Origin of the sequence: Pseudomonas sp. SWRI77 (genome assembly GCF_014269105.1) — a bacterium.
Lineage (GTDB): Bacteria > Pseudomonadota > Gammaproteobacteria > Pseudomonadales > Pseudomonadaceae > Aquipseudomonas > Aquipseudomonas capeferrum.
The window spans coordinates 45459-61686 of record NZ_JABWRV010000022.1; the positions used below are offsets into that span (position 1 = coordinate 45459).

Genomic DNA, 16228 nt, shown 5'->3' on the forward strand with positions numbered 1-16228 from the left:
AAGTAACCCAAATTCTAAAAACGAGCTGCAAGGGTCTTTATGAAAACTGTTCACAGCGCCGCCTACGACATCCTCCGCCAGCATGGCCTGACCACGATGTTTGGTAACCCTGGCTCCAACGAGCTGCCGTTTCTCAAGGGCTTCCCAGAAGATTTTCGCTATGTCCTGGGCCTGCATGAAGGGGCGGTAGTGGGCATGGCCGACGGCTATGCGCTTGCCAGCGGCCAGCCGACGTTCGTCAACCTGCATGCCGCCGCCGGCACCGGCAATGGCATGGGCGCACTGACCAACGCCTGGTACTCCCACAGCCCGCTGGTGATCACCGCCGGCCAGCAGGTACGCAGCATGATCGGCGTGGAGGCCATGCTGGCCAATGTGGACGCGGCGCAGTTGCCCAAGCCGCTGGTCAAGTGGAGCCACGAACCGGCCTCGGCGCAGGATGTGCCGCGTGCCCTCAGCCAGGCGATCCATGCTGCCAGCCTGCCGCCACGCGGCCCTGTGTATGTATCGATCCCTTATGACGACTGGGCCTGCGAAGCACCGAAGGGCGTCGAGCATCTGGCCCGTCGGCAGGTAGCCAGTGCCGGGCTGGCTTCGCCGGCACAGGTGCAGGGGCTGTGCGAGCGCTTGTCGGCGGCGCGCAACCCCGTGCTGGTACTGGGGCCGGATGTCGATGGCTGCGGGGCCAACGGCCTGGCGGTGCAACTGGCGGAAAAGCTGCGCATGACCGCCTGGGTGGCGCCGTCGGCCTCACGTTGCCCGTTCCCGACGCGGCATGCGTGTTTCCGTGGGGTACTGCCGGCTTCGATCGCGGGCATCAGCCGCTGCCTGGCGGAGCACGACCTCATCCTGGTGGTGGGGGCACCGGTGTTTCGCTATCACCAATATGCACCGGGCGACTACCTGCCTGCCGACTGCCAGCTGCTGCACCTGACCTGCGACCCTGGCGAGGCCGCGCGCGCTCCGATGGGTGATGCCCTGGTCGCGGATATCGCGCTGACACTTGAAGCCCTGGTGGCGGGCGTGACGCCGAGCGAGCGGCCCATGCCGGTGGCCTTGCCGCAGCCGGAGCCGGTGGCCGACGACGGCGGGCTGCTGCACCCGGAAACGGTCTTCGAGCTGATCGACCGCCTGGCCCCCGCCAACGCGATCTACGTCAAGGAGTCCACCTCCACGGTCGGTGCCTTCTGGCGGCGTGTTGCAATGCGTGAGCCGGGCAGCTACTTCTTCCCGGCCGCAGGGGGGTTGGGTTTCGGCCTGCCAGCGGCGGTCGGCGTGCAGCTGGCATCCCCCGAGCGGCGCGTCATCGGCATCATCGGCGACGGCTCGGCGAACTACGGCATCACCGCGCTGTGGACGGCTGCGCAGTACAACATCCCGGTAGTGTTCATCATTCTGAAGAACGGCACCTATGGGGCGCTGCGCTGGTTTGCCGATGTGCTGAACGTGAGCGATGCGCCAGGGCTGGACGTGCCAGGCCTGGACTTTTGCGCCATCGCCCAGGGGTACGGCGTGCAGGCTGTGCAGGCGCAAACCGGCGCCGAGTTCGCCCGTGCGTTCAGCGCGGCCCTGGCGGGTAACCGCCCCGTGCTGATCGAGGTACCGACCCAGACCATTGCTCCCTGAAGCATCGGGCAACCGCCGCGCCTGGCGCGAAACACAACAACAATAAAAAACCGAGGTGGCTATGAAGACGACTTCCGTCAGTGAAGTGATCGATGCTGCACCCTTTAATCGCACCCACCTGCTGATACTGCTGTGGGGCTGTTTCATCATGCTGTTCGACGGCTATGACATGGTGATCTACGGCTCGGTGGTGCCGCGCCTGATGCAAGAGTGGCAACTCAGTGCAATCGAAGCCGGCACACTGGGCAGTTGTGCACTGTTCGGCATGTTGTTCGGCGGCACCTTGCTGGCGCCGCTGGCTGACCGTTATGGGCGGCGCAAGCTGATTATCGTGACCACCTTGCTGGCCAGTTGCGCCGCCTTCATGACCGGGCATGCGAGCACCCCGCTGCAGCTTGGTGCATGCCGCCTGGTGACGGGGTTGGCACTGGGGGCACTGGTGCCGAGCGCAGTGAACCTGATCAGCGAATTCGCCCCCCAAGGACGGCGCAGCACCATGATCACCGTAATGTCCAGCTTCTACTCGGTGGGTGCGGTGCTGTCGGCCTTGCTGGCGATCGTGGTGATCCCGCAATGGGGCTGGCAGGCGGTGTTCTACGTGGCCGTGCTGCCGGTGCTGGCGGTGCCGTTCATGCTGCGGTACTTGCCTGAGTCGGCGGCGTTTCTTGAGCTCAAGGGCCGCCGTGACGAGCTTGATCGGCTGCTGGTCAAGGTCGACCCGGCGTTTCGCCCAGGTACCGAGCTGCGCCTGCAGGGCGCCGGCCAGCCGGTGCGCACGGCGCGCGTGGCGCAGTTGTTCGGCAAGGGCCAGGCATTGGCAACCTTGCTGCTGTGGGTGGCCTTCGCCATGTGCATGCTGATGAGCTACGGCCTCAACACCTGGTTGCCCAAGTTGATGGCGCAGGGTGGCTATCCGCTGGGCTCGAGCCTTGCGTTTCTGGTGACGCTGAACATCGGCGCCACGCTGGGTGCGCTGTTCGGCGGCTGGCTGGCCGACCGGCTTGGGGTGCAGCGCACCCTGGCGCTGTTCTTCGTGCTGGCCGCCCTGTCGCTGGCGGCATTGGGCCTGCAGCCTGGCCCTGTGCTGCTGAACCTGCTGTTGCTGGTTGCCGGGGCCACCACCATCGGCACCCTGGCAGTCATCCACGCCTATGCCTCGATTGCCTACCCCGCGCACATCCGCTCCACCGGTGTCGGCTGGGCCGCCGGCATCGGCCGCCTGGGTGCGATTGCAGGGCCGATGCTCGGTGGCAGCCTGTTGTCCATGCAGTTGCCGTTGCAGCAGAACTTCCTGGCTTTCGCCTTGCCGGGGGTGATCGGTGCGCTGGCCATCGTCTGCATCCACGTGCGTGCACCGCAACCGGCCGACGCGCCGGTTGCGGCCAACAAACCTACGTTTTGACCAAGGAGCCTTTCATGTCTGATACCTGCCCGCGTTACCGTGACCTTCACCTGCAGCCGATTGCCGGCCAATGGCGCGCCGGCGCTGCCGGCAAGACCCTGAACGTGCACAACCCGTTCGACGACGCCTTGTTGCTGCAGATTCCACAGGCCAACCGTGATGACCTGGATGCGGCCTACCGCGCTGCCGCCCAGGCCCAGCCGCAATGGGCGGGCCTGGGGCCTGGGGCGCGGGCGGCCGTGCTGCATGAGGTGGTGGCGGTGTTTGACCGTCGCCGCGAAGAGATCGTCGAGTGGATCATTCGCGAGTCCGGCAGCACCCGGCTCAAGGCGCAACTGGAATGGGGCGCGGCGCGGGCGATTGCGCTGGAGGCTGCGTCGTTTCCGTCGCGGGTACACGGGCGTATCGTCGACTCCAACGTGCCGGGCAAGGAAAGCCGCGTGTACCGCAGCGCCTTGGGCGTGGTCGGGGTCATCAGCCCGTGGAACTTCCCTTTGCACCTGAGCCAACGCTCGATTGCCCCCGCCCTGGCGCTGGGCAATGCCGTGGTGGTCAAGCCCGCCAGCGATACGCCGGTGTGCGGCGGTTTGCTGCTGGCGCGCATCTTCGAAGAAGCCGGGCTGCCGTCGGGCGTACTCAGCGTGGTGGTCGGTGCAGGCAGTGAAATCGGCGATGCGTTTGTCGAGCATGAGCTGCCCTCGTTGATCACCTTTACCGGTTCCACCCCAGTGGGGCGCGGCATCGGCCGTATCGCCAGCGGTGGCCAGCACCTCAAGCATGTTGCGCTGGAACTGGGCGGCAATAGCCCGTTCGTGGTGCTGGACGATGCCGATCTCGACCAGGCGGTGAACGCTGCCGTGTTCGGCAAGTTCCTGCATCAGGGGCAGATCTGCATGGCGGTGAACCGGATCATTATCGATGACAGCCTTTACGACGCGTTTGCCGAGCGTTTCGTCGCACGCGTCAAAGCGCTGGTGGTGGGGGACCCGAATTTGCCGGCAACGGTGATCGGCCCGGTGATCAACGCCCGGCAACTGCAGGGCCTGCAAGAGAAAATCAGCCTGGCCCGGGCTGAGGGCGCCGAGCCGTTGTACGAGGGTGGGGTGACCGGCAACCTGCTGGCGCCGCATGTGTATGGCGAAGTCACGGTCGACATGGACCTGGCCCGCAATGAAATCTTCGGCCCCCTGGTCGGCCTGTTGCGTGCGCGCGATGAAGCCCATGCCTTGGCGCTGGCCAACGCCAGCGAGTTCGGGCTTTCCAGCGCGGTGTTCAGCCGCAACCTGGAGCGTGCCGTGCGCTTTGCCCGCCAGGTGCGTGCGGGCATGACGCACATCAACGATATCCCGGTGAACGATGAGGCCAATGCGCCGTTCGGGGGCGAGAAAAACTCGGGGCTCGGGCGCTTCAACGGTGACTGGGCGATCGATGAGTTCACCCGCGATCACTGGGTCAGCGTGCAGCACACGCCGCGCGCGTACCCCTTCTGATGCACTGAACCCCTGAGTGCTGCCCGGCCCGGCCGGGCACCCCAGCAGCCACCCGATGACGGGCGCCGAGCCGCCCGCTGGGGCCGGCTGCGTCCATGAAAAGCGGAGAACAATAATAATGATCGACACGTCTTGCACCCTGGCCCGTACGGCCGTTGCTGTTTCGCTGGTGTCAGGCCTGAGCCTGCCTGCCTGGGCCGAGGAGGGCGGCTTCTTGGAAGATACCAAGGCTGGGCTGACGCTGCGCAACTACTACTTCAACCGGGATTTTCGCGATTCGGGTGCGGCCAAGAGCAAGGTCGACGAGTGGGCCCAGGGCTTCATTCTGAAGTTCACCTCCGGCTATACCCCTGGCCTGGTCGGCGTCGGCCTGGATGGCATTGCCCTGTTCGGCATGAAGCTGGACAGCAGCCGCGATGCCAGTGGCTCCGAGTTGCTGCCGGTGCACGATGACGGGCGTGCGGCAGACAACTATGGGCGGGCCGGGCTGGCGGCCAAGCTGCGCATTTCGGCAACTGAGCTGAAGGTGGGCGAGCTGATGCCCGACATCCCGCTGTTGCGCTACGACGATGGCCGCTTGCTGCCGCAGACCTTTCGCGGGGCGATGCTCGACTCGCGCGAGATAGAAGGCCTGAGCCTGCAGGCTGGCCAGTACCGTGAGGTGAGCCTGCGCAACTCGTCCAACATGCAGGACTTGTCGGCCTGGGCGGCGCCGGGGGTGATGGCTGACGGGTTCAATTACGCCGGTGCCGAGTACCGTTTCAACCAGCAGCGCACGCTGGTCGGTGCCTGGCATTCGCAGCTCGAAGACATCTACCAGCAAAGCTACTTCAACCTGCTGCACACGCAGCCGCTGGGTAACTGGACGCTGGCGGCCAACCTGGGTTATTTCATCGACAAGGAAGACGGCCAGGCGCGCATTGGCGATATCCAGAGCCGCACGGCGTATGGCTTGGTGTCGGCTTCGCACAGCGGGCACACGGTGTACCTGGGGTTGCAGAAGGTCAGCGGCGACAGCCAGTGGATGTCGGTATATGGCAGCAGTGGCCGGACCTTGGGCAACGATATGTTCAATGGCAACTTCAGCAACGCCGACGAGCGTTCCTGGCAGGTGCGTTATGACTACAACTTTGCCGCGATGGGCGTGCCAGGGTTGTTGGCGATGGTGCGCTATGGGCACGGCGAGAATGCCACCACGGGTGCGGGCAGCAATGGCAAGGAGTGGGAGCGTGACACCGAGGTGAACTACACCTTCCAGAGTGGCACCTTGAAGAACCTCAACATTCGGTTGAACAACGCCAGCAACCGGCGCAGCTTCAGTGGTGACTTCGACCAGACGCGGTTGATCGTGAGTTATCCGTTTTCGTTGTGACCGCTGGGGGCGCTGTGCGCCCCTTTCCGGCCTTGCCGGTGTGCCGAACCTGCACGAGCACGTCGAGGAGACAGTGTTCCGGGCCGCAGGTTTAGGCTCAATGAGAGTTGCGAAACCCCTGATGACTCAGGTTAAATGAGAGTCATTATTAAAGACGCCCTTGCCGGTTCACTCCATGTCCTGCGCTGACCCCTCCCTGCAAAAAACCGTGCACACGCTCTACGCCGAGCACCATCCCTGGTTGTGTGGGTGGCTGCGCAACAAGCTCGGTTGTGTCGAGCATGCCGCAGACCTGGCCCAGGACACCTTCATCCGCGTGCTGACCCTGCGCAAGGCGGCCGAGCTGCGTGAGCCGCGGGCCTACCTGAGCAGTATCGCGCGCAGCCTGATGATCGACATGTTCCGGCGTCGCGCCGTTGAACAGGCCTACCTGGAAACGCTGGCCGCCCGCCCCGAGCAGTTCGAGGTTTCGCCCGAAGCGCGCACGTTGATCATCGAGGCGTTGCTGGAGATCGATCGCCTGCTCGACGGCCTGGGCGCCCGCACCCGTGAAATCTTCCTGATGGCGCAACTCGATGGCCTGAGTTATGTCGAGATCGGGCGGCGGCTGGACGTTTCGGTCACCACCGTCAAGAAGCACGCCGTGCGTGCGCTGACCCATTGCCTGATGCTGGCCGAGGACTGAACCGTGGCAGAGGCTCAGCCCCTGGACCGGCGTGTGCTCGAAGCCGCTGCGCGCTGGTATGTCGAGTTGCGTTGCGATGCGGATGACAGCACGCGCGCGGCGCACCAGCGCTGGTTGCACAGCCATCCATTGCACCTGCAGGCCTGGGAACGCCTGGCGCGCTTGCAGGGCACGTTCGAACAGGTGGCACCTGGCATCGCCCGCCCGACCCTGAGCACTGCCAGGGCCAAGCGCCGCGAGGTGCTCAAGGTGATGTCGATCGTGCTGGCGGCGGGCGGGGCAGGGGGGCTAGCCTGGAATGAGGGGGGCGTTGCGCGGTTGATGGCCGACCAGCGCACAGGGGTTGGCGAGCGCCGTTCGCTGCGCTTGCAGGATGGCAGCCGCTTGCAGTTGAACACGGCCACGGCGGTGGATATCCGCTACAGCGCCCAATGGCGAGCATTGCACCTGTTGGGCGGTGAGATAGCGGTGGAAACTGCCCGCGACGAGCAGGCCCGAGCGTTCATCGTGCATACCGATCAAGGCAGCATCCGTGCCCTGGGCACACGGTTCACCGTGCGCAGCGATGCCGACAGCACTCGGGTCTGTGTGCTGGAGCATGCCGTGGAGGTGCGCAGCGCGCATGCGTTGGCCGCAACGCGCGTCGAGGCCGGCCAGCAACTGAGTTTTCGCGCCGATGGCGTAGGGCTGGTGCAGCCCGCCACCGCGCTGCCTGACGCCTGGACCCGCGACATGCTGCTGGTGGATGACTGGCGCCTTGGCGATGTTGTCAGCGAATTGCAACGCTATCGGCCTGGGCACCTGGGGTGTGATGAGGCGGTCAGTGAGCTGCGGCTGTCTGGGGCTTTTCATTTGGGCAATATCGACACTGTGCTGGATAACCTCACGACTACCTTGCCGGTGCGTGTTCGTCGGTTCAGCCGGTATTGGGCGCGTGTTGAGTCGGTTTGAGGGTGAGGGTATTGAGGGGGTGCCATGTGTTTGCCACGGCATTTTCAGCGCCTATGAGATCGAGCGCCGCAGGTGCCAGGCTCGGCATTTTCGGCGCCTATGAGATCGAGCGCCGCCCGCGCGGCGCATCGCGACGCAAGGCCGCTCCTACATTTGTTTCGGGCCAGTGAGGCCAGTGGCATTTGCGCGCGACCGCCTTGTTTGTACGACGCGATATTGAGGGGGCACCAAGGGGCCGCGCGCCAATCCCCCAGGAATAATTGGCCCGAAATAAATGTAGGAGCGGCCTTGCGTCGCGATGCGCCGCCCGCGCGGCGCTCGATCTCATAGGCGCCGAAAATGCCGAGCCTGGCACCTGCGGCGCTCGATCTCACAGGCGCTGAAAATGCCGTGGCAAACACAGGGTCGCCTTTACCCATCTCCCAACCCGAAAATCGCAGCCAAGCCCCATTCCATAAACGCGCCCTTTTTTACATCAGGGGGGTTACCGATTCCGATTCTCATTCGACTTGTAAGTAGAGGCGCCTCAGACGCCATAAAAACTGCCGCAGGGCGAAAGGAATACCATGCTCCCCACAGACACTCGCACCCCCGTCATCCTCATCAACTCCGCCAAAACCGCACTGGCCCGCTCAGTCCATCGCGCACTGTTCAGCATCACCCTGGCGACCCCGCTGGCTGCGGTGATGATTGCCCAGCCCGCCGTCGCCCAGGCCCGCGCCGATGCCGCGTTCGACATCCCGGCCGGCCCGCTGGGCTCGGCGCTTACCCAGTTCGCGGCAGCGGCAGGGGTGACGGTCTCCTTCGAGCCGTCCTACGTCCAATCGCTGAGCTCACCCGGCTTGCATGGCCGCTACAGTGCCGAGGCCGGCCTGCGCCAACTGCTCGTGGGCAGCAAATTGCAGGTGCTGCGCCAGGCCAATGGCAGCTACTCGCTGCTGCCCATGGTCGGCGATGCCGCGACGCTGCAACTGGACAGCACCAGCATTACCGGCACCGCCGTGGAATCGGCCCATGGCCCGGTAAACGGCTATGTCGCCACCCGCAGTGCGACAGGCACCAAGACCGATACACCGATCCTGGAAATACCCCAGGCCATCAACGTGATCACCGCCGACCAGGTGCAGGCCCAGGGCGCGCGCAACCTGACCCAGGCACTGCGCTACACGCCGGGGTTGGCCACGGGCGGCTTCACCGACCGCAACACCATTGCCGACGAAATCACCAGCCGTGGCTTTGCCCCGACCCCGCTGTACCTGGACGGCGCATACGTGCCGTATGCCGGCAGCCTGGGCGGTGCACCGCAGATCGACCCCTACACCCTGGAGCGCATCGAGGTGCTCAAAGGCCCCTCGTCGGTGCTCTATGGGCAAAACCAGCCGGGCGGGCTGATCAACATGGTTTCCAAGCGCCCGACCCGCGAGCAGCGTAGCCAGGTCAAGCTGGGCGCCGGCAGCTACAACCGCGCCAACGGTGCCTTCGACACCAGCGGCCCCTTGGATGAGCAGGGCGAGTTTACCTATCGCCTGGTCGGTGTTGCCAACAAGGGCAACGAACAGGTGGCCCACGCCCATAGCGAACGCCTGCTGCTGGCACCCAGCCTGACCTGGTCGCCGAACGAGGACACCTCCTTCACCGTGCTGGCGCAGGTGCAGCGTGACGATGGCGCTGCCGATTACCAGTCGCTGCCGATGATCGGCTCGCTCAAGCGTGGCCCGACGGGCCAGCACATCGACCGCGACTTCTTCTCGGGCGACTCGCACTACAACGATTACAAGCGCAACCAGTACATCTTCGGCTATGACTTCACTCACCGCTTCAGCGATGACCTGGCCGTGCGTTCGACGGCGCGTTACACCGATGTGCGGGATCGCTACAAAGGGTTCTACCTGCGTAGCTTCGTCTCGGACGGCGACAGCGTCGATTACACCCGGGCCAACCGGGTCAAGCTCGACTGGCGCCAGCACAATATCGCCTACACCCTCGATAACAACCTGGAATACAGGTTCAACACCGGCGCGCTGCAGCACACCACGCTCGCAGGTGTGGACTACCGCCACTTCTCGCGCAAATACGATGGCTACAACGCCTACAACGTGTTGCCGGTCGACCTGTATGGCAAGAACAACTACGACACCAGCAGCGTGACCCCGGTGCTGGACACCCAATGGGACAACACGGTTCGCCAGACCGGTGTGTACGTGCAGGATCAGATCAAGCTGGACCAGTGGATCCTGACCGTGGGCGGCCGCCAGGACTGGGCCGAAATCGACAACAAGGACCTGCTGGCCAAGAGCATCGCCTCGCAGCGTGACAACAAGTTCACCGGCCGTATCGGCCTGACCTACGTCACCGAATTCGGTCTGGCGCCTTACGTCAGCTATTCGCAGTCGTTCTTGCCGACGCTGGGCACGGACTCCGCTGGCAAGTCGTTTGAACCGACCGAGGGTGAACAGTACGAAGTGGGGGTGAAGTACCAGCCGGCCGAGGGCACATTGCTGACCGCCTCGGTGTTTCAGGTCACGCAGAAGAACGTGCTGACCCAGGACGACGACAACCCCCAGTACCAGGCGCAGGATGGCGAGGTACGTTCGCGCGGCGTTGAACTGGAGCTCAAGTCCACCCTCGACAATATCGATGTGCTGGCCGCTGCAACCTACATCGACTCGTTCTATACCAAGAGCAACTATGGCGACCAAGGTAACCGCAGCGAATCGCAAGCGCCGGTTTCGGCCTCGCTGTGGGTGGATTACCACTTCACCCAGGCCATGCTCAATGGCCTGACATTCGGCGCAGGCGCACGCTATACCGGCCGCAAACCGGGTGACTCGTCCAACTCGTTCGACGTACCGGCGTATGCGGTATACGACGCCACCGTCAGCTACGACATGGGCAAACTCGACCCAAGCCTTCGCGGTCTGCAGGCCAGCGTGAACGTGCAGAACATCTTCGACCGCGAATACGTGTCGGACTGCAACTATGCGTTCGGTTGCTACTACGGCCAGGAGCGCGTGGCCTCGGTGGAGATGACCTACGATTGGTGACCGGCGCGATTTCAGGAGAGGAATTTGACAAAGATGAGCTCTGGATCACCGTCATCCAGGTTGTCGATCTGCCCACTCCTGATGAAACCGAGTTGAGCCAGCACACCCTGCATCGGCGCATTTGAAGCATTGGTCGACGTGAACAGCTTGCCACCCCGGCACTGCGACTCCAGTGTGCGCATGATGGCCGCCGCGATACCGCGGCGGCGTGCCGATTCCTTCACCACGACCAGCGCAATGAACGGTTGATCGAAGAAGGTATCGTTGAGCACGCCATACCCTGTCAGCTGGGATGTATCGTGCGCGTCTGCGGCCACCCAGCATTGGCCGTAGGCGACCGCGTCTGCAATGAATGTTTGCCGTTGCCGATCACCCCGAGCGATCGCGTCCAGCGCAAAAAGCGCCTCGACGTCCTCGGGCTGGGCGAGTCGTATGGTTGATCGCAAGTCCATTATTGTTCACCTCTACGCGTGCGTGCGCGATGTAAAAACTGCAGGTTCTTATGAATCAAATACGATGCATATAAGGCAGTTTTCAGAAAAATGCACCGTATACGATGCAGGGCGCATCGTCGGCAGCCTCGATGAGGGTAGAGCGCCCGTGCTATCAACAAACCCCAGCACGGGCGCCACGTTATACTTGGCGCCTTTTGCCCGTGGCCGGAGAGCCCTATGCGCCAGGTTTTGCTTATCGTCGATGTTCAATCCACCTTCAGCCCGCCCGAATGGTTGGTAGACGGTTTGCGGCGGTTGTCGGCGAACATCCCGACCGTCGCCTCGGTCGAACTGCACGATGAGCAGGTCACGCCGTTTCAGCGCCAGCTTGGCTGGCACCCGGCGGCCGAGGACGAGAGCCTGATCGAGGCGGACCAGGTGTTCGTCAAGCATGGCTACGGGCAGACCGTCGAAACCCTCGAGTACATCAAGCAGCTGGGCGTGGAGCGGGTACTGGTGTGTGGCATGCAAACCGAAACCTGCGTGCTTGCCGCTGGCTTCGCCCTGTTCGATGCAGGGCTGGCGCCTACGCTGGTGACCGACATGACGGTAGGGTCATCGCTGGACAGGTCCGGCCAGTTGGGCATCGACCTGTGGAAGCATCACTTTGGCCAAGTGACGACCGCTGCTGAAGTGCTGGCCTCGCTGCACGGGTGAGGGCAAAAGGCGCTAGCGGTGCAATCATTTTGCCATCGTCATTCGTCAATGAGTATCATTGTCGATTGATGGCAACTTTGATACACCTGGATCGAGAAGGATCTCCATGCTGAAAAAGTCTTACCTTGTGGCTGTGCTGCTGCCGGTTGCCATGAATTGGTGCGCCCTGGCGCACGCCTTCACCGACGGCACCGACCACTCCGCGACCCTGGAAAAGGTCGAGCAGACCTTCGTGGTGCAGATGGATGGCAGTAATCGTCTGGACGTCGACAGTGTGCTGTTGATCAACGAGGAGCGCGCGATCAAGGCCAGTGCCCAGCGCCCGGTGAGTTACAACCGGTCGCTGGAAACCCTGGATGTGATCGAGGCGTACACGCAAAAGCCCGATGGGCGCAAGGTGATGGTGGATGCCGCGCACATCAAGGAGCAGCAGGAGCAGGCATCCGCGCAGGCGCCGATGTTTCAGGACAGCGTCAACAAGGTGATCATCTTCCCTGAGGTTGCGGTGGGGGACCGTCTGGTGCTGCGTTATCAGCGCAACCGCTTCACGCCGCTGTTCCCTGGCCAGTTCGAAGACATCACCGTGCCGGAATTCCACCCGGTCGGGCAGTTCACGCTCATCTATGACATGCCTGAGGGCATGCCCCTGCAGGCTGATGCGCGCAACTTCAAGGCGTCGCTGCCGGCGGCTGCGCCAGGGCGCAAGGTCTATCGCTGGGATTACGTGCCGGCGGACCGTGCGCGGATCGAGGCGAGTGCGGTGTCCTACCTGGACTACGGGCACTACCTGGCGGTGTCGACATTCACCGATTTCAAAGCGTTCGCCCAGGCCTACCAGGCACGCGCCAAGGTCGAGGTCACGGCACCGATCCGCGAGTTGGCGCAACGCCTCACGGCCCATTTGCCCACCACGCGGGAAAAGGCACTGACGCTCAGTGACTGGGTGCGTGAAAACATCCGTTATGTCGCCGTGTATGTCGGCGCCGGTGGGGTAGTGCCGCACGCGGCGCAAACCGTGCTGGATAACCGTTACGGTGACTGCAAGGACCATGTTGCCCTGCTTGAGGCGCTGCTGACGGCGGCGGGGATCAAAAGCACGCCAGCCCTGATCAACCTGGGCAACGCCTACGTGTTCCCCAAGGTGCCCGCGCTGGGGGTGTTGAACCATGTGATCACCTATGTGCCGAGCCTGGACCTGTACCTGGACTCCACCGACCCGTCGATCGCCGCGGGCTACCTGCCGTTGGCCGTGTTGAACAAGCGGGTGCTGCTGACCGCGACGGGTGAGTTCGGGCGAACCCCGGCCATCCAGCTCAACAAGGTTTCCAGTGACTTGCAGTTCAAGGTCAAGGGCGATGGTGGCGCAGACTTCACCAACGTCGCGACCGTGCAGGGTTGGGCCAGCGAGGTCAGCCGCTATGGTGTGAAATCGATGAAACCGGCGGACCGCGACCTGCTCGTCGAGAAGGTGCTCGGTGCCTATGGGCAGCGTGGCAGCGGTACCTTCGAGGTGCGCCCGAGCAACGCCAATGGCGACTTTGTCAGCACCGTCGATGGGCGCACGGAAAACCTCGTCAACCTGCCAGGGCCTGTGGGCATGGTGGCCTTGAGCAGCCTGGCGGGGGGTATCTCGCAGAACGTCTACAGCTTTGCCATGGAGAAGGAACGCAGCCAGCGCTTCGTGTGCATTTCCAATGACACCGTGGAAAAGTCGCGCTTCGAATTCCCGCCTGAGGTCAGTGTGCTGGCGATCCCCAAACAAGTGCGTCTGCAGGACGCCAACGTTGAGTACAGCGCGCAGTATGCCCAGGAGGGCAATGCCGTAGTGATCGAGCGGCATTTCAAGTTCAGCCGCCCGGATGTGGTCTGCTCACCTGAAGATTTTGCCGCCATGAAGCCGGCCATCGAGACGATGGTCAGGGACCTGCAGAGCCAGATCATCGTACAGGCCAGCTAGCCCAATCTGGCCGCCCCTGCAGCGCCGCCTCCTGGATCAATACGTAGCCATTGATTCATGAGGGGCGCTGCAGGTGGGGGCTTGCTCAGAAGTCCCAGCGGGTGGTGACCATCAGGTTGCGTGGCTCGCCATAGTAGGTGGTGCCGAAGTTGCCAAGCCCGGTCAGGTACACCTTGTCGAACACGTTGTTGGCATTGACCGTGAAGCTCAGGTGCTCGCTGTACTGGTAGCGGGTCATCAGGTCCACCAGGGTGTAACCGCCTTGCTTGATGCGTGTGTAGTCGTTGGCGGCCGGGCTGTAGATGCTGCCGTAGAACCCACTCTGCCAGCGCAGCCCACCGCCGACGGTGATGCGGTCCAATGCGCCGGGCAACCGGTAGGTGTTGAACAGCCGCGCCACATGCTCAGGCTTGGTGGTCGCCAGCGGGAAGCCGAACAGGCGGTTGTCGTCAGCGTCGCGCGTACGGGCGTAGGTGTAACCGGCGGTGATGTTCCAGCCCGGGGCCAGTTCGCCTGCCAGTTCCAGTTCGACGCCCTGGGTGGTGGCACCGTCGATGGCGGTGTAGATGCCCTCGTTGGTGACCGGGTTGGTGCCCACCGAAGAGGCGACGTTGTCTTGCTCGATACGGAAGAACGCCAGCGTGGCGTTCAGCCTGCCATCGAAATAGGCGGCTTTGAGGCCTGCCTCATAACCATCGCCTTCCACCGGGTCGAGGGTGGCGCCGCTGACGTCCTTGTAGACTTGCGGCTGGTAGATCGAGGTGTAGCTGGCGTACACCGAGTACGTGTCGTCCAGGTCATAGACCACGCCGGCGTAAGGGGTGACGACGCCGTGCTGCTTGTAGCTGGCGTGGGTGTCATCCAGGGGCGAGGTCGGGTAGTAGTCCTGGTCGTCGTTGTACTTGAAGGTGCTGACCCGGGTGCCGAGGATCACCGAGAGGTTGTCGGTCGGCTTCAGGCGGGTGGCCACGTAAGCGCCGTTCTGGCTCTGGGTGGTGGTGTAATCGCCGTTCTTCGGGAAGTCCTGTTCCGCAACCTTGCCGTTCCAGTCGAAGATCGAGCCCGGTACCTGGGCGAAGGCGCTGCCGTCGTAGGTGTCGCCGGTCAGGCGCGAATGCGAGGTCATGAAGCCTGCGACCAGCTCATTCTGACGGCCGAACAGGGTGAAGGGCCCCGACACACTCAGGTCTGCGGTGTTCTGCACACGATGCCCTTCCCAACGCCCCCAATAGAAGAACATGCCTTCGCCGGTCGTGGCGTCGGGGTTGCCCCCACTGGCTGATGCCAGGCGGGTGTCATGGTCGCTGATCATGTGGTTGAGGCTGAGCTTGACCTTCCAGTCGTTGGCCAGCGCCTGCTCCAGCGAGCCGAAGTAGGTGGTGGACTGGAAGTCGCGGCGGCTCCAGTCGGCCCCCGGGTTGTGCGAGCGCGAGAAGTCGGTGCGGCTGCCGTCGGAGAAGTACGTCGGGTTACCGGTCCAGGACGAGCCGCGCGGGGTGGTGGTCTGGTTGTCGATGCCGAAGGTGAGCAGCGTGTCGGGCGTCAGGTCGGCTTCGAGAATGCCGTAGTAGACGTCCTTCTTCTGTTTGTAGTGATCCAGGTACGACTTGCGGTCCTGGTAGGCGCCGACGAAGCGGCCGCGCACGTTGCCGCTGGCATTGAGCGGGCCGGAAATGTCACCTTCGGTGCGGTAGTTGTCCCAGGAGCCAGCGCTGGCGGTGATCGAGGCCTTGAAGTCGTGGGTAGGCTTCTTGCGGATCAGGTTGACCGTGGCGGAGGGGTCGCCGGAGCCGGTCATCAGCCCGGTTGCGCCCTTGATGACTTCCACGCGGTCGTAGGCGGCCATGTCGACATGGGTCGCACCCTCGTCGTAGACGCCGTCATAGATGGTGTTGACGCCATCGTACTGGTAGTTGGTGATGGCAAAGCCGCGCGCGGAATACTCCATGCGCTCGCTGTCATACGCCTGCACCGAAACTCCAGGGGTGTTGCGCAGCACTTCGCCGATGTCTTGCGAGCCGTGGTCGTCGATGGCCTGGCGGGTTATCACGCTGACAGACTGGGGCGTCTCGCGCAGGGTCAGCGGCAGCTTGGTTGCGGTGGTGGAGCCACCGGTGGTGTAGCTGCCAGTGCCTTCGGTGATGTTGCCCAGGCCTTGGCCGTCGATGCGGCTGGGGGCCAGTTCAACCACGTCACCCTGCTGGGTGGTGAGCAGCAGCGAGTAGCGGCCGTCGCTTTCCTTGACGGCCTGCAAGCCTGTGCCGCTGAGCAGAATCTGCAGGGCCTGGTCGACCGGGTACTGGCCATTCAAGGCCGGCGAGCGTTTACCGCGTGTCCACTGGGTGTCGAACGACAGCACAATGCCGGACTCTGCAGCGAACTGGGTCAATGTTTCGCCCAGGTCCCCTTGCGGCAGGTGGTAGTCATGCGCTTGCGCGGCGCAGGCTGCGCCCGGCCCACCGAGCAGAACAGTCAACAGCAGGCAGGTGCGCAGGTCTGGCGCGCTGAAGGGCCTGAGAGTGAAGCGGCAGGTCATCGTCGAGGTCTCGG

11 protein-coding genes are annotated in these 16228 nt (G+C 63.6%); 9 read left to right on the forward strand and 2 right to left on the reverse strand.

The genetic code is table 11. The features are described 5' to 3' along the window. Positions 1 to 39 precede the first annotated feature (39 nt). The 7 genes from mdlC to HU766_RS19860 all read left to right on the forward strand — a co-directional run bounded on the left by mdlC (position 40) and on the right by HU766_RS19860 (position 10570). Positions 40 to 1626, forward strand: a complete 1587-nt coding sequence (gene mdlC, locus HU766_RS19830; protein WP_186659961.1) for a benzoylformate decarboxylase — start codon at positions 40 to 42, stop codon at positions 1624 to 1626. 61 nt (positions 1627 to 1687) lie between these two features. Beyond that, positions 1688 to 3028: an aromatic acid/H+ symport family MFS transporter gene (locus tag HU766_RS19835; RefSeq protein ID WP_186659963.1), complete on the forward strand. Its 1341-nt coding sequence runs from the start codon at positions 1688 to 1690 to the stop codon at positions 3026 to 3028. 14 nt (positions 3029 to 3042) lie between these two features. Beyond that, complete coding sequence (locus HU766_RS19840; RefSeq protein ID WP_186659965.1) at positions 3043 to 4518, forward strand: aldehyde dehydrogenase family protein; 1476 nt, start codon at positions 3043 to 3045, stop codon at positions 4516 to 4518. A 118-nt stretch (positions 4519 to 4636) separates the two neighbouring features. Further along, entirely contained in the window at positions 4637 to 5890 is a 1254-nt protein-coding gene (locus tag HU766_RS19845; protein WP_186659968.1) for an OprD family porin, read from the forward strand. Between the two features lie 175 nt (positions 5891 to 6065). Further along, on the forward strand, positions 6066 to 6575 hold the full coding sequence (locus HU766_RS19850) for a sigma-70 family RNA polymerase sigma factor (protein WP_033697249.1): 510 nt from the start codon (positions 6066 to 6068) through the stop codon (positions 6573 to 6575). Positions 6576 to 6578: 3 nt separating this feature from the next. After that, positions 6579 to 7526 carry a FecR domain-containing protein gene (locus tag HU766_RS19855; RefSeq protein WP_186659970.1) on the forward strand — a complete coding sequence of 316 codons (948 nt, stop codon included), beginning with the start codon at positions 6579 to 6581 and terminating at the stop codon, positions 7524 to 7526. Between the two features lie 566 nt (positions 7527 to 8092). Then, positions 8093 to 10570, forward strand: a complete 2478-nt coding sequence (locus tag HU766_RS19860) for a TonB-dependent siderophore receptor (protein ID WP_186659972.1) — start codon at positions 8093 to 8095, stop codon at positions 10568 to 10570. Positions 10571 to 10581: 11 nt separating this feature from the next. Here HU766_RS19860 and HU766_RS19865 read toward each other — a convergent pair whose 3' ends face one another. Further along, entirely contained in the window at positions 10582 to 11022 is a 441-nt protein-coding gene (locus tag HU766_RS19865) for a GNAT family N-acetyltransferase (protein ID WP_186659974.1), read from the reverse strand. A gap of 219 nt (positions 11023 to 11241) precedes the next feature. Here HU766_RS19865 and HU766_RS19870 point away from each other — a divergent pair, with 219 nt between their 5' ends. Both HU766_RS19870 and HU766_RS19875 read left to right on the forward strand, forming a co-directional pair. After that, on the forward strand, positions 11242 to 11721 hold the full coding sequence (locus tag HU766_RS19870) for an isochorismatase family protein (protein ID WP_186659976.1): 480 nt from the start codon (positions 11242 to 11244) through the stop codon (positions 11719 to 11721). 106 nt (positions 11722 to 11827) lie between these two features. Then, positions 11828 to 13678 carry a DUF3857 and transglutaminase domain-containing protein gene (locus HU766_RS19875; protein ID WP_186659978.1) on the forward strand — a complete coding sequence of 617 codons (1851 nt, stop codon included), beginning with the start codon at positions 11828 to 11830 and terminating at the stop codon, positions 13676 to 13678. An 85-nt stretch (positions 13679 to 13763) separates the two neighbouring features. On the opposite strand, the gene HU766_RS19880 is transcribed toward HU766_RS19875, so the two are convergent. Further along, positions 13764 to 16214, reverse strand: coding sequence for a TonB-dependent receptor (locus HU766_RS19880; protein ID WP_186659980.1), 2451 nt, complete (start codon positions 16212 to 16214; stop codon positions 13764 to 13766). Positions 16215 to 16228 lie beyond the last annotated feature (14 nt).

What these genes read in the sequence shown, in the direction of transcription:
- mdlC (WP_186659961.1), top strand. Translation starts at nt 40, where the DNA reads ATGAAAACTGTTCACAGCGCCGCCTACGACATCCTCCGCCAGCATGGC.
- HU766_RS19835 (WP_186659963.1), top strand. Translation starts at nt 1,688, where the DNA reads ATGAAGACGACTTCCGTCAGTGAAGTGATCGATGCTGCACCCTTTAAT.
- HU766_RS19840 (WP_186659965.1), top strand. Translation starts at nt 3,043, where the DNA reads ATGTCTGATACCTGCCCGCGTTACCGTGACCTTCACCTGCAGCCGATT.
- HU766_RS19845 (WP_186659968.1), top strand. Translation starts at nt 4,637, where the DNA reads ATGATCGACACGTCTTGCACCCTGGCCCGTACGGCCGTTGCTGTTTCG.
- HU766_RS19850 (WP_033697249.1), top strand. Translation starts at nt 6,066, where the DNA reads ATGTCCTGCGCTGACCCCTCCCTGCAAAAAACCGTGCACACGCTCTAC.
- HU766_RS19860 (WP_186659972.1), top strand. Translation starts at nt 8,093, where the DNA reads ATGCTCCCCACAGACACTCGCACCCCCGTCATCCTCATCAACTCCGCC.
- HU766_RS19865 (WP_186659974.1), bottom strand. Translation starts at nt 11,022, where the DNA reads ATGGACTTGCGATCAACCATACGACTCGCCCAGCCCGAGGACGTCGAG.
- HU766_RS19870 (WP_186659976.1), top strand. Translation starts at nt 11,242, where the DNA reads ATGCGCCAGGTTTTGCTTATCGTCGATGTTCAATCCACCTTCAGCCCG.
- HU766_RS19875 (WP_186659978.1), top strand. Translation starts at nt 11,828, where the DNA reads ATGCTGAAAAAGTCTTACCTTGTGGCTGTGCTGCTGCCGGTTGCCATG.
- HU766_RS19880 (WP_186659980.1), bottom strand. Translation starts at nt 16,214, where the DNA reads ATGACCTGCCGCTTCACTCTCAGGCCCTTCAGCGCGCCAGACCTGCGC.